General features: G+C 70.0%; 13 protein-coding genes. 7 read left to right on the plus strand and 6 right to left on the minus strand.

Annotation, left to right across the window (positions count from 1 at the left end; genetic code table 11):
* Positions 1-35 precede the first annotated feature (35 nt).
* The 4 genes from OHA25_RS35665 to OHA25_RS35680 all read right to left on the minus strand — a co-directional run bounded on the left by OHA25_RS35665 (position 36) and on the right by OHA25_RS35680 (position 3,637).
* A complete protein-coding gene (locus OHA25_RS35665; protein WP_327581305.1) occupies positions 36-659 on the minus strand; it encodes a hypothetical protein in 624 nt (207 codons plus the stop codon).
* Positions 660-729: 70 nt separating this feature from the next.
* Positions 730-1,104, minus strand: a complete 375-nt coding sequence (locus OHA25_RS35670) for a hypothetical protein (RefSeq protein ID WP_327581306.1) — start codon at positions 1,102-1,104, stop codon at positions 730-732.
* An 8-nt stretch (positions 1,105-1,112) separates the two neighbouring features.
* On the minus strand, positions 1,113-2,480 hold the full coding sequence (locus OHA25_RS35675) for a hypothetical protein (protein ID WP_327581307.1): 1,368 nt from the start codon (positions 2,478-2,480) through the stop codon (positions 1,113-1,115).
* Positions 2,477-3,637 (minus strand): hypothetical protein, encoded by a 1,161-nt coding sequence (locus tag OHA25_RS35680; RefSeq protein WP_327581308.1) that lies wholly within the window; start codon positions 3,635-3,637, stop codon positions 2,477-2,479. Before OHA25_RS35680 ends, OHA25_RS35675 begins: the two co-directional genes overlap by 4 nt.
* Positions 3,638-3,925: 288 nt before the next feature.
* Here OHA25_RS35680 and OHA25_RS35685 point away from each other — a divergent pair, with 288 nt between their 5' ends.
* A complete protein-coding gene (locus tag OHA25_RS35685; RefSeq protein ID WP_327581309.1) occupies positions 3,926-5,242 on the plus strand; it encodes an FAD-binding oxidoreductase in 1,317 nt (438 codons plus the stop codon).
* Between the two features lie 53 nt (positions 5,243-5,295).
* Here OHA25_RS35685 and OHA25_RS35690 read toward each other — a convergent pair whose 3' ends face one another.
* On the minus strand, positions 5,296-7,452 hold the full coding sequence (locus OHA25_RS35690) for a carbohydrate-binding protein (RefSeq protein WP_327581310.1): 2,157 nt from the start codon (positions 7,450-7,452) through the stop codon (positions 5,296-5,298).
* A gap of 218 nt (positions 7,453-7,670) precedes the next feature.
* Between OHA25_RS35690 and OHA25_RS35695 the strand changes: the two genes are divergently transcribed.
* The 6 genes from OHA25_RS35695 to OHA25_RS35720 all read left to right on the plus strand — a co-directional run bounded on the left by OHA25_RS35695 (position 7,671) and on the right by OHA25_RS35720 (position 14,287).
* The gene (locus OHA25_RS35695) at positions 7,671-8,327 is read left to right on the plus strand and encodes a TetR/AcrR family transcriptional regulator (protein ID WP_327581311.1); all 657 of its coding nucleotides are present in this window, start codon (positions 7,671-7,673) and stop codon (positions 8,325-8,327) included.
* Positions 8,324-9,229, plus strand: coding sequence for an ABC transporter ATP-binding protein (locus OHA25_RS35700; protein ID WP_327581312.1), 906 nt, complete (start codon positions 8,324-8,326; stop codon positions 9,227-9,229). Before OHA25_RS35695 ends, OHA25_RS35700 begins: the two co-directional genes overlap by 4 nt.
* Positions 9,226-10,851: an ABC transporter permease gene (locus tag OHA25_RS35705; protein ID WP_327581313.1), complete on the plus strand. Its 1,626-nt coding sequence runs from the start codon at positions 9,226-9,228 to the stop codon at positions 10,849-10,851. Before OHA25_RS35700 ends, OHA25_RS35705 begins: the two co-directional genes overlap by 4 nt.
* 51 nt (positions 10,852-10,902) lie before the next feature.
* Positions 10,903-11,460 carry a TetR/AcrR family transcriptional regulator gene (locus tag OHA25_RS35710; protein ID WP_327581314.1) on the plus strand — a complete coding sequence of 186 codons (558 nt, stop codon included), beginning with the start codon at positions 10,903-10,905 and terminating at the stop codon, positions 11,458-11,460.
* Between the two features lie 250 nt (positions 11,461-11,710).
* Entirely contained in the window at positions 11,711-12,961 is a 1,251-nt protein-coding gene (locus tag OHA25_RS35715) for a pectate lyase (RefSeq protein WP_327581315.1), read from the plus strand.
* Positions 12,962-13,036: 75 nt separating this feature from the next.
* Positions 13,037-14,287, plus strand: coding sequence for a hypothetical protein (locus OHA25_RS35720; protein ID WP_327581316.1), 1,251 nt, complete (start codon positions 13,037-13,039; stop codon positions 14,285-14,287).
* 48 nt (positions 14,288-14,335) lie between these two features.
* Here the strand turns inward: OHA25_RS35720 and OHA25_RS35725 are convergent, their stop codons facing one another.
* On the minus strand, positions 14,336-15,835 hold the full coding sequence (locus OHA25_RS35725) for an Ig domain-containing protein (protein WP_327581317.1): 1,500 nt from the start codon (positions 15,833-15,835) through the stop codon (positions 14,336-14,338).

Genomic DNA, 15,835 nt, shown 5'->3' on the forward strand with positions numbered 1-15,835 from the left:
GACGAATCTATCGAAATCGGCCAGGCGAGTGGAGGTCAGACCAGGCCCACGATAAGCCCCTCATCACGGACTCCCAGGTATGCCGCCGGGCGGAACTGCCGCATCGCCTGCTCGATGACCGGGATGTACTTGGGGTTCGAGCCGAGGGGGAGCCGGTAGCCGTTCTTGACCGTGTGGAACTCCCACAAGTGCTCCATGTCCGGGTGACGCGGCCGGAAGCCCAGGTCGGCGGGGAAGAGGTCGAGCCGGACCATGATCCTGCGCAGGATGTAGTCGGCCGGCTGGGTGCGGACCTGCTTGGTGCGTGAGATGCCCACCCCGGACAGCTCGCCCCACGCCACCGCCCACGGCTTGCCCTGCGGGTCGTCCCAGCGCACGCCGAAGCCGTCGAAGACCAGCCGGCGGGGGCGGCTCAGCCTGCGCCAGGCGACGATCGGCAGCAGGCCGATGGCGAGGAAGATCAGCCCGAAGACCACGCCTGCCGACGCGCCGTCCGCGCCGCCGGTCACCTGGCCGGTGGCCGCCCAGTAAAGCGTCATGACCCCGATGACGCCCGCGACCGAGCCGCCGATCAGCGCCTTCACCTTGGCGTCGCGACCGACGTCGATCACCACGGGAGGTGGGGTGTTCAACGGTGGCTGGTGGGGGCCGTACGTCATAGCAGAGCACGATAGCGGGGCTAGGTCCGCGTATTGCACGCATAAGTGGTTTGCGAAGCATCGGGCCCCGCTATCCGGTGATCAGTGCGTTGACGACGAGGGTCTCCGCGCCCGCGGGCCCGTCCAGCCGGATCGACACCTCCCACGCTCCGGACATGGGGAACAGCTCGCCCTCGGCCACGAAACGGCCGGGGGCCGCCTCCCGCGCGGTGAGCTCGGGGGTGGCGTGCCCCATGCCGGGCATCACCGCCGACACGGCCACGGCGTCCGGATCGCCCGAGGTCACCAGTACCTCGACCGGGACGCGGCCCGTCGTCGGCTCGTCGATGACGACGGTGACGGCGTAGCGGGAGCCTGTGCTGCTCACGCGGAGCGGCTCGGCCCCCAGGCTCCGGCCCACGATGAAGATCACGGCCGCCGCGACGACCAGGGCGACGGCGATCATGATCCGCTTCATCGGGCGGCCTCTGCGACGTCCACGGTGAACGGCAGGGTCACGATGCGGTCGGCCAGGGCGTACTGGGCCCAGGCGAGATACCGTCCCGGCTCCGGGAAGCTGAAGGTGAAGCGCAGCCGGGGATTGCCGGGACCCATCTCGTGCACGTGGCCGAGGAAGTCGCCGTCCTGACTGCGGACGATCAGGTGACCGCTCATGCCGAGCCACGGCCGCACGGATCCCGTGGTGTCGAGCTCGACCGTCGTCGGCTGGCCCGCGACAGGAACGGCGGGCTGCGTCCGCGGTGGCGCGGTGGGGTCACGGCCGTCGGGCGTGGCGCCACCGTCGACGTCTGCGGTGGCGTCGTCAGCACCGTCGGCGATCCCGGCACGGGCGGCGTCGGACGTCGCGCCGTCGCCATCGGTGGCGGAGCTATCCGCGTCCGCTTCGCCACCGATGGCGAAGCGTCCGGCGAGGAGTTGCCCGCCGGAGTCCTCCCGCTCCAGTTCGACATGCGTCAAGTAGGCGCCGGGCCGGTCTGCCCGCAGCCTGACCTCCAGCCGTCCCGGCGCCGTGCGCAGCGGGTGCACGTGTCGGAAGAACCGCCCGTCCTCGCTGGTGACGACCACGTGGGCGAGCGCCTCGTGATGGACCGCGAGATCGTCCACGGGCCGCCCGGTGGATCCGTCGACGAGATCCACCCGTACGGTGAACTCCTCGCCCGGGGTCGGCCGCGCCGGGACCGTCCGCACCCGCCCCTGCACGAACGGGCGCCCGCCCGCCTGCGAGGTGACCACGGGCGCGGCGCCGTCCGGCGGCCCGGCAGGCAGCATCGGCTCGAACACCATGGCCATGACCGCGACCGTCACCCCCACGGCCGCGCCACCCGACACCGCCATGGCGCGGCCCGGCCGGGCCAGAGCCCCGGTGAGCAGGCCGCCCACCAGCAGCAGCCCCGCCACGAAGAACCCGCCGTAGATCAGGAACTCCGCGCCCGACCCGCGCTCCACGAGCACGCGGAACGGCACCACGGCGACCTCGTTCCCCGCCCGCAGCGTGAGCTCGTGGGGCCCGGTCCGCTCCACCCTGAGCGCCGTGTACTGCGGATCTCGCACCGCTGGACGCGCCACCCCGGTCACCGTGCGGCCGTCCTCCACCGACCGGACCGCCAGCTCGATCGGCGGGCCGGTGACCGGTTCGAAGGCGATGACGCCGATCCGCAGCGGCCCGGGCACCCGCGTGGTGCCCTTGACCACCACGGTGACCTCCATGCCGGCGATCGTCTGGGCGATCCGTAGATCCGCGCCGGCCGAGACGTTGTGCGCCGCGGCCGGCGCGGCGCACGCCAGCACCAGTACGGCGACCAGGCAGAGCAGCCGGATCATGCCCTGTCGTCGACGGGCGGATCGACCGGATCGCCTAGACCGGCCCGGCTGGGCAGGTCAGCGGTGCCGGGCGAGTCGGGCAGGTCCGCCGTGCCGGGCCGGCCGGTCGCGTTGGGCAGGAACAGCGCCCCGAGCAGCAGCCCGATCAGCCCGGCCACGATCGGCGCGCCGGTCCACATCTCCGGAATGCCGGGCAGCCCGCCGCCTGTCGCGGAGGCGAACCCGAGATACAGCGACCACGTGGCGAAGCTCGACAACCCGGCGAACGCCCAGAAGGCGAAGCGCCGGCCGGCCGACGGGCGCAGCCAGAGGATCAGCAGGTCGGCGGCGAGGCCCCCGGCCACCACGGCCAGCAGGATCGGCACGTTGTCGAACGCCGTCTGCGCGCCCGGCATGAGCACCGCCAGCGCGTACATGAGGGTCACGCTGCCGAACGGCAGCCGCCACCGGCGCACCAGCAGCAGGACGGGCGCGAGCAGGACGATGTTGGTGAGGGCGATCGTCGTGGCGAGCCGGTCCGCACCCCCGTCGTCCAGGAAGGAGAAGGCCTCGACGACGTGGGGGGCGCGCCACTGCAGGGCGTCGCCGTACGACAGGAACAACGACACCAGCGTGGTCGCGAACGCCAGCCCGATCAGCGCCGGCAGCAGCCGGCCGAGCGTCGGCCGCGCGCCCACGTCGGGGGCGTTCCAGGCCGAGCGGAGCGGTGTGGTGATGATGATCAGCATCGACGTGACCAGCCCCAGATGCGACGGGCTGAACAGGATGTCGATGGTCGTCTCGATGCCGAGGAGGGTGTGCCACATCATGTCGGCGAAGCCGAAGGCGGCGAACGCGGGCACCGCCACCAGCCCGGCCAGATACCCCTGGGGCACCGCCGCCATTCCCTGCCGGCCGGCGCGCACGTTGCGCCACACCTGCCAGATGATCCAGCCGGACACGGCCGCGAATCCCGAATAGAACGCCGCGTGCCACGGCGTGAAGAACGTCTCCAGTTCGCCGTCGAGGTTGGAGTGCGCCCAGGCGTCGATCATCAGCCCGATGCCGAACCACACCCCCAGCACCGCGGTGACGAGGTCAGTACGGAGCGACACCCACGTCCGCGCCTCACCCGTGTCCACCAGTAATCGTCGAATTCCGGCATTCGCCAAAGCCACCTCGAGCCTCCCTTCGCCTGACTTCGATCTTTGCAGACTCGGCATAAAGGCGCAGTGGCGAATTTACTCCGGACGTGGCTTTGAGTAATGGCAATTTCGCGCTGCGTCTTAAAGGTGACTCTTTTCGAAGTGGCAATGCACGATCGGTGACCGATATCCGGCGTGGACGGTGTGTGACATGTATCACTCCCAAATGTTCGGCCGGCCGGTCACCTCTTCGCGCCCCGATGCGTCATAGCGGTGGTCCCGTCGGAACGGGACCCAGGCATCTGAAGAGGAGTGCGAAAGATGACGACCACCGACCTGAGAAGCGCCGTCGACGGCCACGTGCTGCTGCCCGGAGACGACGGGTTCGAGCAGGCGAGCAAAGCATGGAACCTGGCGATCGACCAACGGGTGGCCGCCGTCGTCGAGGCCGCGGGGGCCGGCGACGTGGCGGCCACCGTCGCCTACGCCCGCCGCTCCGGCCTCGCCGTGGCCGCCCAGCCGACCGGCCACGGCGCCTCGGGCGACACCGACGGCGTGATCCTGCTGCGTACGGGCAGGCTGGACGAGCTGCACGTGAACCCGGAGGAGCGCACGGCACGCGTGGGCGCCGGCGTCCAGTGGGGACGGGTCCTGGCGGCGGCCGGGACGCACGGGCTGACCGGCCTGGCGGGCAGCAACCCTGTGGTGGGCGTGACGGGCTACACCCTTGGGGGCGGCGTGAGCTGGTTCGGCCGCAAGCACGGGTTCGCCGCCGACAGCGTGCGGGCCTTCGACGTCGTCACCGCCGACGGCGAGCAGGCCACGGTCACCGCGGACACCGACCCCGACCTGTTCTGGGCGCTGCGTGGCGGAGGCGGCGACTTCGCGCTGGTGACGGCCATCGAGTTCGACCTGTATCCGGCGCCCAGCCTGTACGGCGGCAGCGTGATGTGGCCGGGGCACCGCACCCGCGAGGTGTTCGACGCCTTCCTGGAGATCACCGCCGAGGCGCCGGACGAGCTGTCCGTCTGGTTCAACCGGATGCAGTTCCCGCAGGCGCCGCCCATGGTCGGGCTCGCCGTCGCCTTCCTCGGCGAGGAGGCCGAGGGGCGGGCGCTGCTGGCCCGCCTCGACAAGATCGGCGACGTGATCGCCGACAAGCGCGGCCCGGTCGCGGTGGCGAACCTGGGCGACATCACCGCCGAGCCCACCGACCCGGCGCCCGCCCGCTCGCGGACGGAGCTGCTGACCGGGCTCGACGACGCGGCGATCGAGGTCTTGACGGGCCCGCCGATCGAGCCGCTGGTCGGCCTCCAGATCCGGCACCTGGGCGGCGCGCTGGCCGCCTCCCGTCCGGGTGCCGGGCCGAGCGGTCCGATGACGGAGCCGTACTTGCTCTACCTGCTCGGGCTGGCGCTCAACCCGGAGATGTCCGCGGCCGTGGGCGCCAAGCAGGCGGGCCTGGCCGAGGAGCTCGGCGCGTGGGCCAGCGGGCGCAAGCCGTACACAATGCTGGCGAGGGGCGAGCGGGCGGCGGCGGCCTTCGCCGAGGAGACGACGATCGCCAGGCTCCGGGAGATCAAGCGGGCCCGCGACCCGCAGGGTGTGCTGCGGGCCAACTTCCCCGTGCTGGCGTAACGCCCATCCTCCTGCGGCTCGACCGGCGCCGGTCGAGCCGCAGGTGCGTGGCCTCAGCCCAGTGGCGCGGCGATCTGGATGAGGTCGATGTCGGGGGCGTAGCCGGCCGAGGCGTTGCCGAACGTGATCGTGTTCGCGCCCGCGGCCAGGACCACGTCGGCGACCGTGGTGCGGTAGTTGGACCAGCCCAGCGTGTTGCGGAAGTAGTGCCTGGCCGGCGCGCCGCCGTTGACGGAGATGTCGGCGTAGCGGTCGACGATGTTGGAGTTGTAGTTGGTGGCGCCCTCGCCCAGCTCGCCGTTGGCGTAGGTGACGACCATGCGGTAGCGGCCGGCGGCCGGGACGGTGACGTTGTTGAAGCGCAGCGTGTTGGCCGCGCCGGCGCCGATGTAGCCGACGTACGCGCCGCCTGACGCCGCGGAGTTGGAGGATACCCTGGCGGCGCCGCTCAGCGTGTTGCCCGAGGATTCCGCCTGGTACGAGGTGATCGTCCCGGTGGTGGGCGTGACGTCGATGTAGTCGATGTTGACCGCGTCCCGGTCGTCGGAGGCGTAGGCGTTGACGTCCACGCGATTGATGCCGGCGGTCAGGAACACCTTGGTGGTGACGGTGTTCCAGGAGTTCCAGTCGGCGGTGCCGGGCAGCGTCACGGTGGTGAGGTCGGCGCCGTTGAGCCGCATCCGGACCGAGCGGGTGGCCGGTGCGCCGTTGTACGGGCCGGCCGAGTAACGCAGGGCGACGGCGTAGTAGCCGTCCGCCGGTGCGGTGACCACGAACTTGGTGCTCGCCGTGGTGCTGGCGCCGTAGCCCTCGGAGAAGGACGTGCCCGAGTAGCCGGTGTTCGAGCCGTAGGTGACGCGGGCGGAGCCGCCCAGGGCGGCGTACTCGGCCTCGTACCGCTGTGCCGAGCCCGCCTGGGACAGGTCCTTGTCCGGGGTCAGGACGACGTGGTACGCCGACGTGCCCTTCAGCCCCGTCAGCGGGATCGTGATCTGCCCGCCGGAGGCCGTGTAGTCGCTCTCACTCACCCGGTAGGGGCCGGGGGAGGCGTTCAACCCGGTGCTGTCGACGCCCCACACGGTGGCGTGCACCGTGCCGCCCAGGTAGGAGGGGATGCCCTTGACGACCACGTTCGTGTCGTAGGTGCCGCTCGCCGGGTTGTTGCCGCCGAAGATCACCCGGGCCTGCTTCTTGGCCGGGTCCAGCGCCGCCACGCCCTGGAGCGAGCCGCCGGGCGCGGGCGGGGTCACGGCGACCGTCGTGCCGGTCAGCTCGCCGTACCACTTGTACAACCACCAGCCGCCGGTCGCCTGGTTGTTCCTGGTGACCAGGTCGTTGAGCCCGCCGGCCGTCGTCCAGTACGCCAGGCAGCCGTCGACCTTGCTGTTTTCGAACCTGGCCACAAACTGCACCAGGTTGCCCGGCACGCCGAGGTCGCCGGAGAAGCGGCCGTACTCGTTGATCGAGATCTGCCGCGGCGAGATGCCCAGGCTCGACTCGATCGCCCGGTAATCGGCGTAGTGCTCGTGCCAGCCGGTGAAGAAGTCGTCGCCCAGCTCGTGCCACGTCGTGACGTCCGGGAGCACGTTGTTGTCGCGCGCGAACGTCATGAACCTGCGCAGATCGGCGGAGCGGTAGGCGGCGAAGTTCGGGCCGGCGATGCGGGCGCCCGGGTCGATGGAGCGGATGCGCTGGTAGACGGTCCTGTAGTCGTTGAGGAAACCGGTCAGGTTGCCCGCGTACCAGATCTGGTCGGGCTCGTTGAAGGGGACGTAGACGTAGGAGGTGCGGTACGGGTCGGCGACGACCTTCCTCGTCATCGTGTCCACCTTGGCCAGGTAGTCGTTGATGCCGAGGTTCTCGTACGGCCACTGCTTGTAAATGTCCTGCATGTAGATCTGGATGTCGCGGCCGCCGGCCCGCTTGAACATCGGGGCGATCTTGAGCGCGTCGCCGTTCGGGTGCTGCAGGCCGTCCGGGGCCTTCTGGGCCGTGACCTGCGGTTTGAGTGCGGCCAGCATGGTCTCGTTCGGGATGCCCTCGTCGCCGAGCCCGTACAGGAATCCGGTGGCGCCGTAGCGCAGGGCGCCGGTCTGGGTGGCGAGGTCGACGACGAGCTGGGACGGCGCCGCGGCGCCGGGAGTCGCGGGTACCACACTGATCACGAGGGCCGCCGCCAAGGCCGCGGACCAAGCATGTCTCCTCCTCATGGCGCTCCTCACAGCGCTCGATGTGATCGGTCACATCTTCCGATGCCTGAGTGTGATCGGTCACATCGATCAGGAAAAGAGCTGTTGCCAGGTTGTTACCGAAGCACTTAGAAGCATTCCCGGGGAGCACGAGATGGCGTGCGTCACACACTGCCCAAGCGGATAGTTTTGTGTACGAGCGAGTAGTAAGCTGTCCACGCGAAGAGGAGTAAGGCGACATGACGACAGCAGCGGCTCCTGAGGACCTGACAGCGCGGGCGCGCATCAGGGACGCGGCCATCCAGCACTTCGGCGACCACGGCTACGAGGGGGCGACTCTCCGCGGCATCGCCGAGACAGCCGGGGTCTCACCTGGCCTGGTGCGTCACCACTTCGGGTCCAAACAGGGGTTGCGGGAGGCCTGCGACGAGCACCTGATCAGGATGATCAGGCAGGTCAACGAGCAGACCAGGGCCGGCATGGCCTCCGGTGCGCTGGCCTCCGTCATCGCCGCGCGGTCGGCGCTCGGGCCCTACCAGCGGTACATGATGCGGGCCTTGGCCGAGGGCGCGGCGAGCGCGCTGTTCGACGAGTTGGTACGGCAAAGCGTGCCGTGGCTGGTCGAAGCCGACAAGAGCCGCCCGGATCCTCCCACGGTGGACGTGAAGATCCGCGCGGCCATCGTCGTGGCGATGGCCGTGTCCGTCGGAGTGCTGCATGGGCATGTCTCGCGGGCCATGGGCGTCGACGTGTCCAGCCCGGAAGGCGATCGCCTGCTGGCTCGCGGGCTCGTCGACATCTATTCGCATCCCCTGCTCAGCATCGAGGACGCGGGCCGGATCCTGCGTGCGCTCGACGAGGCTGAGTCCTCATCCCCTCAAGGAGAATCACGATGACTGACGCCATTGCGGTGTCCGGTCTGGTCAAGACGTTCGGCAGGAGCCGGGCACTGAACGGCCTGAATCTCACGGTGGGCACCGGCGAGGTGCACGGCTTCCTGGGGCCCAACGGGGCAGGCAAGACGACGACCATCCGCGTGCTGCTCGGCCTGCTGCGGGCCGACGCGGGACAGGTCCGCCTGCTGGGCGGCGATCCCTGGCGCGAAGCGGTCACCCTGCACAAGAGGCTGGCCTACGTGCCAGGCGATGTGAGCCTCTGGCCGAACCTGACGGGCGGCGAGGCCATCGACCTGTTCGGCGACCTGCGCGGCGGCCTGGACAAGACCCGCAGGGCCGAGCTCGTGGCACGATTCCAGCTGGATCCCACCAAGCGGTGCCGCACCTACTCGAAGGGAAACAGGCAGAAGGTGGCACTGATCGCCGCCTTCGCCTCCGACGTCGAGCTGTTCGTCCTCGACGAGCCCACCTCCGGCCTGGACCCGCTGATGGAGGCGGCCTTCCAGGAGACCGTCCGCGAGGTGAGCGCGCGCGGAGCGACCGTGCTGCTGTCCAGCCACATCTTCTCCGAGGTCGAAGCGCTCTGCTCAGCGGTCAGCATCATCCGCGACGGCATCACGGTGGAGTCCGGCACGCTCGCCCGGCTCCGCCACCTGACCAGGACCGCGGTCACCGTCGAGGCGACCGAGCCGATCAGCGGCCTGGCCGGTCTGCCCGGCATCCACGATCTCGTCGCCGACGGCACGCGTGCCCAGTTCAACGTGGACTCCGAGCGACTGCCCGGCGTGCTGCGGCACCTGGCCGGCTTCGACGTCCAGGCGTTGACCAGCCACCCGCCGACGCTGGAGGAGCTGTTCATGCGCCACTACGGCGACACGACCACGGTGGGAGCGGCCCGATGAGCGCCTACGCGGGCACCGGGCGGCTGATCCGCCTGGTTCTGCGGCGCGACCGGGTCCAGGTGCCGATCTGGATCGCCGGCTCGGTGCTGCTGCTGGCGGCCGGTGCCGCCGCGGTGGCGGACGAGTTCCCCGACGAGGCCGGACGGGTCACCGCGCTGAAGGGCGCCGGCACCAGCCCGGCCGTCCTGCTCATGCGGGGCACCCCGGTCGGCACCGACCTGGGCGCGCTGGTGAACTTCCGCAACTTCGCGTTCATGCTGGTGCTGGCCGGGCTCATGAGCACCTTCGCGATGGTCCGGCACACCCGGCAGAACGAGGAGAACGGCAGGGGCGAGATGCTCGGCTCGGGGAGCGTGGGCAGGTACGCCGGTCTTACCGCGGCTCTGGTCGTGGTCGGGGGAGCCGACCTGCTGCTCGGGGCCGCGTTGACCGGCACCCTGCTGGGGGCCGGCCTGCCCGCCGACGGCGCGGTGGCGTTCGGCGCGGCGACGGCGGCCACCGGCCTGGCCTTCGCCGGGCTGGCCGCGGTCGCCGCGCAGCTGTTCCAGAGTGCACGCGGGGCCAACGCGTTCGCCGCGACGGCCGTCGGTGGGGCCTACCTGGTGCGCGGCGTCGGCGACGCGCTCGGTGAGCGCGCGCCGGACGGCATCCAGGTGATCAGCGCGTGGCCGTCGTGGCTGTCGCCCATCGGCTGGGGCACGCTGGTACGCCCGTTCGGCGATGAGGTGTGGTGGGTGCTCGCTCTGCCGCTCGTGCTGCTGGTCGCGTGCGTGGCCGCGGCGTTCGCGCTGGTCGACCACCGGGACTTCGGCGCCGGACTGATCGCGGACCGGCCGGGACCGGGGGTGGCGTCCCGCTCGTTGCTGAGCCCGTTCGGACTGGCGTGGCGGCTGAACCGCGGCGCGACGCTCGGCTGGGTGATCGGCAGCGCGGTGTTCGGCCTGGGGATCGGCACCCTGGGCAAGACCGTCAACGACGCGATGACCGCCAACGCGGGCGCCGTCAAGATCCTCGACCAGCTCGCCGGCGCGGGCGTGGCCAACCTGGTGGACACCTTCTACGCCGCGATGATGAACGTCTACGGCGTCCTGGCGGCGGGCTTCGTGGTCCAGGTGATGCTGCGGTTGCGTTCGGAAGAGGCCGGCGGACCGGCCGAAGCGGTGCTGGCCACCGCGGTGGGCCGGGTCCGCTGGGTGATCGCACACCTGGCCTGCGCGCTGATCGGCGCGACCGCGCTGCTGGTCATGGCGGGCGCGGGCATGGGGGTGGCCGACGCCGCCGTCGGCGGTGTCACCGGCGTGGGCCCGCTGATCGGCGCCGGGCTGGCGCAGCTGCCCGCCGCGCTGACCCTGGCCGGCTTCGTCGTGCTCGCCTTCGGCCTGCTGCCCCGGCTCACCGTCACGCTCGCCTGGGCAGCGCTCGTCCTGAGCATCGCCTGCGGACTGCTGGGAGAGGTGTTCGGACTCCCCGAGGCGGTGCGGGACCTGTCGCCGTTCAGCCACGTGCCGCCGATCCCGGCCGCGGAGGTGACCGTCGGGCCGCTCGCGGCACTAGTGGTCACGGCCGCCGGGCTGGCCGCGATCGGGCTGACGTTGTTCCGGCGCAGGAGCCTGGCACTCTAGGCGCCACGAGGGCAGGCGACCGCAAACGTACGTTGGCCTACACTCGTTGTCATGGCGTTCACGGAACGATCGGCGGCCACCCGGACCTCCATCCTGGAGGCCGCCAGAAAACTGCTCATCGAGCGAGGCTATGAGGCGATGACGATCCGCGCCGTCGCCGCCCAGGTCGGCGTCGACCCGTCGATGGTCATGCGTTACTACGGCAGCAAGGCCGGCCTGTTCCGCGCCGCCGTGGACGTGGACCTGCGGCTCGCGCAGGTGCCGGAGCCGCCGGCGGACCGGCTCGGTGAGCTGCTCGTCCGCCACTTCCTGGCCCGCTGGGAGGGCGGCCTGTCCGACGACGTGCTGATCCTCCTGCTGCGCTCGGCCTCGACCAACCCCATGGCCGCCGAGCGCATGAGGGAGGTCTTCCAGACGCAGATCGTCGCGTTCGTGGCCCGGGTGACGGGCGCGGACGACGCCGCGCGCCGGGCCGGGCTGGTCAGCACACAACTGCTCGGACTGGCCCTCACCCGCTATGTGCTCCAGCTGCCGCCGATGGCCGAGGCCGACCCAGAGAGCCTGGTGCGCGATCTCGGTCCGGCCGTGCAGCGTTACCTCACGGACTGACGCCGCACCACCAGTCCGGGGGCTCCAGCCATATTGGTGGCCCGTGAAACTTTCACCGGCAAGCCGCAGGTCGAGCCCTTGAGCCGACGCGTTCCGGTTGACGGCTGTCGCTGCGCGTGCGATCAAAGCCCGAACAGGGACAGCTGTGCCCCGTCATCAGGCTGTCCGCTCCACTCATTCCGGAACGGGTGCTCGTCCGATCGATGGGAAAGCGCTTGCCTCACCAAGCGCAGAAAGGCAGAGAGCGGCCTTGACAATCCAATCCCAGTCCCGGCACGGCTGGCGCCGCCTGCTCGCGACGGTGGCCGCCATGGTGATGGCCATGGCCGGCGCCGCCGCCGTGACGCCACCGGCGGCGCAGGCGGCCACCGTCGACACCAGCGCCTGGTACGTGCTGGTCAACCGGCACAGCGGCAAAGCGCTCGACGTGTACAACCTGGCCACCAGCGACGGCTCGCCGATCGTGCAGTGGCCCCGCAACGACGGCAACTGGCAGCAGTGGCAGTTCGTCAGCTCGGGGAGCGGCTACTACCGGCTGAAGTCCCGGCACAGCGGCAAGGTGCTGGACGTCTTCGAGCACTCCACAGCGGGCGGTGCCCAGGTCGTGCAGTGGGCCGACCTCAACGGCTACAACCAGCAGTTCCGGCTGGCCGACTCCGACGGCGGCCACGTACGGCTGATCAACCGCAACAGCAACAAGGCGCTGGAAGTGTGGGAGTGGTCGACCGCCGACGGCGCCCGCATCTCCCAATGGGACGACCTCAACGGCGCCAACCAGCAGTGGCAGCTCATCAAGATGGGCAGCAGCAGCGGCGGCTCTGGTGGCGACGGCAGTGGCCCGTGGCCGTCGGACGCCGGCAGCGTGCATCAGACGACGACCCGCAACACCGGGTCGTTCTTCGACGGCGGCATGAAGCGCTACTACGGCATCGGCGACGGCGGTCAGAGTGAGAGCCAGGATCCGATGTTCGTGGTGCCCAACGGCGGCACGATCCAGAACGTCATCATCGACGCCCCGGCCGGCGACGGCATCCACTGCGAGGGCTCGTGCACCATCCGCAACGTGTGGTGGAACGACGTCGGCGAGGACGCCGCCACGTTCAAGTCCTCCAGCTCCTCGGCGACCTATCTGGTGGACGGCGGCGGCGCCAAGTCGGGCTCGGACAAGGTGTTCCAGCACAACGGCGCCGGCACGGTGACGATCAAGAACTTCCAGGTGCACAGCTCCGGCAAGCTGTACCGGGCCTGCGGCAACTGCTCCACGTCCTACCAGCGGCACGTGGTCATGGACGGCGTCACCGCCCGGACCACCAAGGTGCTGGCCGGGATCAACACGAACTGGGGCGACACCGCGCGCTTCAGCCGGATCACGGTGTACGGCAGCGCCGTCATCTGCGAGAAGTACCGAGGCGTGCCCAAGGGCAGCGAGCCCACCAAGATCGGTGAAGGCGCCGACGGCGTGAACTGCCTCTACTCCTCCTCCGACATCACCTACCGCTGACACGTGCCGGGCCTCGATGGAGGCCGCCCTCCTTCGAGGCCCGCGCATGTTAGCGCTACCACCGGGAGAACTCCCATGAGACGCTTGGCAATCCTGCCCCTCCTCCTGATCATCACGTTCTTCTTCCCCGTCCAGAGCGCCCTGGCCGACACCAACGTGGCCCGGTCGGCGACGCCGTCGGCCTCGTACACCTCGCCGTGGGAGAGCATCGCGGCGATCAACGACGGCATCGACCCGCCCAGCTCGAACGACACCGTCAACCGCCGCTGGGGCACCTGGCCCAACACCGGAACCCAATGGGCCGAGCTGACCTGGAGCTCCGCCCAGACCATCAAGGGGGCCGACGTCTACTTCTTCGACGACGGCGGCGGCGTGCGCGTGCCCGCCTCCTGGAAGCTCCAGCGCTGGACCGGCAGCGCCTACGCCGACATCCCGGGCACCTACCCCGTCGCGGTCAACACCTACAACAAGGTCTCCTTCACGCAGGTCAGCACCACGCGGCTGCGTGTCGTCCTGCAGAGCGGCCAGGCATCGGTCGGGCTGCTGGAGGTCAAGGCGTGGGCGCCCGACACGGGCGGCGGCACGACCGGCTGGAACCCGCCCGCCCACCTGGTCACCCCGCTCAACGAGGTATGGCAGCACCAGGAGAGCACGTACCCCAACCTGTACGGGTTCCGCAACTACGGCTGGGACCAGATCATGGCCAACGGCGGCTCGATCAACTACTGCGTGCGCTGGGACACCAGCGCCACGGTGACGGCCGCCCAGCGTGACCAGATCCACGCCACGCTGGCCCGCCAGTTCAAGAAGTGGATGGACGTCATGGCCGGCCACAACGGCTGGCCGTACGCCAACGTGCCGGTCAAGGTGGTCGGCTGGGCCGTGCGCGACCGCGCCCAGCTCCAGTGGACCGACAACTCCGTCGACATCTACGTCAACAACATCCGCGAGAACGCGCCGCAGTGCGCCGAGCCATGCGGCCGCTTCTTCAACCAGAGCGGCAACTACCCCAACTGCCCGGGCGGCGCCTCGCACCACTACGACATGTCGCTCTGGCTCACCGCGGGCTTCGGCGGCGGCGCCGGCGGCGACTGGGGGCAGCGGATCGGCAGCGAGTACTACATGAGCAACCTCAACACCGACAACATCCACATCCTGCTGCATGAGATGGGCCACTCGTTCGGCCTGGACGACTTCTACGACTGGACCCCGACCGGCCAGTGCTGCTTCCTCATGAAGGCGGGCAGCGCGTCGTCGATCACGGAGTTCGACGCGTGGATGTTCCGCGACTGGTGGCGGCACCTGAAGAGCCGCTACGGCCTCTGAGCACGACGAGGGCCGGCCGCCCTGTGGGGCGGCCGGCCCTCGCTCGGGTCAGCTCACCGTGAGGGTGTACTCACGAGTGAGGGGGGTGCTCAGCTTGTCGTAGTCCCTGAGCTGGACGGTGAACGTATACGAGCCGCTCGTGGCAGGGGTGCCGGTGACGGCCCCGGTGAACCGGTCGAGGCTCAGCCCCTCGGGCAGGGCGCCGCGCACGACCTGCCAGTCGTAGAACGGCACGCCGCCCTTGGCTTTCAGCCGCTGGTCGTACGCCGCCCCGGCGGTCGCCGCGGGCAACGAGGCGGTCTCGATCGAGGGCTTGAGGAACGGGGTGAGGTTGCGGTTGAGCTTCCAGCCGGCCGCCTCCGCGATCAGCAGCGTCAGCTTGGTCAGCTCCCACCGCCGGAGGGGGAAGTGGTGCCGCCAGCCGCCGTTCTGGCCGCTGAGCCGGTCCCAGTACGGCTCGTCGCCGGGCACGTGATAGCTGGTGTCCAGCGGCACCGGGTAGCCCTGGTAGTCGATGACGTCCTTGTAACCGGCGCCTTTGGCGGCCACGTAGTCGGCCATGCCCTTCCAGTCGCTGTGGAAGGCGACCGCGTGGCCGTATTCGTGCATGACCAGGCCGTGCACGTCGATGTACTGGCCGAGGTCGGTCTTGTACCAGTCCTCGTCCTCCAGGGACGTGAACAGCTTCATGAGCTGCTCGTCGTACTCCAGGATCATGCTGGTCGAGCGGTGGTACGGGGTCGGCTTGTTGTTCTGGGTGTGGAACTTGCCGTTGACCGTGGGGTAGCCGGTCGAGTACGGCGTCTGGATGCCGCGGAACCACACGTACATGCCGTTGTACGGCTTGGCGTTGGTGGCCTCGACCTCGTTCTGCCAGTCGTTGCCCGGCAGCCGGTTCACCTCGTCGCCGGCCGGGACCGTGTCGAACGGCTTCAGGTCGAAGAACGCGAACCAGTTCCTGACCGCCTTTTCGGCCGCCTTGCGCACACCGGGGTCGGAGAAGTAGCCGGTGATCGTGTCGTAGCGGTAGTCGAAGTCGATGGGGATGGTGGGCTCGAGCGGGGTCTTCTCGTCCTGCTGCACCCTGATCGGCATGGTCTGGGTGCGTTTGGCGCCGGTCGCGTCGGTGGTCTTCATGACCCACTGGTGCAGCTCGTCGCTGCCGGCGCCCTGCTTGGAGTGGATGGCCAGCCGCACGATCTCCCGGTCGTACGGCCCGGTCAGGGTGAAGGACTTGGTCGCGCCGGTGGCGGTCAGCTCGCTCGGCAGGTTGAACATCAGCCGGGAGGTGCCCTTGGCGTGCAGGTCCACCTTGAGCGGATAGGTGATGCCGGGCACCCGGGGCGCCCGGACGGTGAGCTCGACGTACGGGTTGGCGAGGTAGCCCTGCCAGTCGACGACCTGCACGCCGTAGTCGTTGACCTTGCGGAAGAAGATGTCGTACACCTCCAGCTGGGGCGCCTCCTTAGGGGCGGCGAGGCTGGGGGAGGGGAGGGACAGCGCGCCCGCCAGGGCGGCGAGCGCGCCGAACATCGTGACCTTCCTCAT

The organism is Nonomuraea sp. NBC_00507, assembly GCF_036013525.1.
Taxonomy (GTDB): Bacteria; Actinomycetota; Actinomycetes; order Streptosporangiales; family Streptosporangiaceae; genus Nonomuraea.

Excerpts from the sequence above, each read along its gene's own strand:
- OHA25_RS35720 (WP_327581316.1), top strand. The coding sequence starts at position 13,037 with ATGAGACGCTTGGCAATCCTGCCCCTCCTCCTGATCATCACGTTCTTC.
- OHA25_RS35665 (WP_327581305.1), bottom strand. The coding sequence starts at position 659 with ATGACGTACGGCCCCCACCAGCCACCGTTGAACACCCCACCTCCCGTG.
- OHA25_RS35670 (WP_327581306.1), bottom strand. The coding sequence starts at position 1,104 with ATGATCGCCGTCGCCCTGGTCGTCGCGGCGGCCGTGATCTTCATCGTG.
- OHA25_RS35710 (WP_327581314.1), top strand. The coding sequence starts at position 10,903 with ATGGCGTTCACGGAACGATCGGCGGCCACCCGGACCTCCATCCTGGAG.
- OHA25_RS35685 (WP_327581309.1), top strand. The coding sequence starts at position 3,926 with ATGACGACCACCGACCTGAGAAGCGCCGTCGACGGCCACGTGCTGCTG.
- OHA25_RS35675 (WP_327581307.1), bottom strand. The coding sequence starts at position 2,480 with ATGATCCGGCTGCTCTGCCTGGTCGCCGTACTGGTGCTGGCGTGCGCC.
- OHA25_RS35695 (WP_327581311.1), top strand. The coding sequence starts at position 7,671 with ATGACGACAGCAGCGGCTCCTGAGGACCTGACAGCGCGGGCGCGCATC.
- OHA25_RS35705 (WP_327581313.1), top strand. The coding sequence starts at position 9,226 with ATGAGCGCCTACGCGGGCACCGGGCGGCTGATCCGCCTGGTTCTGCGG.
- OHA25_RS35725 (WP_327581317.1), bottom strand. The coding sequence starts at position 15,835 with ATGAGGAAGGTCACGATGTTCGGCGCGCTCGCCGCCCTGGCGGGCGCG.
- OHA25_RS35690 (WP_327581310.1), bottom strand. The coding sequence starts at position 7,452 with ATGAGGAGGAGACATGCTTGGTCCGCGGCCTTGGCGGCGGCCCTCGTG.
- OHA25_RS35700 (WP_327581312.1), top strand. The coding sequence starts at position 8,324 with ATGACTGACGCCATTGCGGTGTCCGGTCTGGTCAAGACGTTCGGCAGG.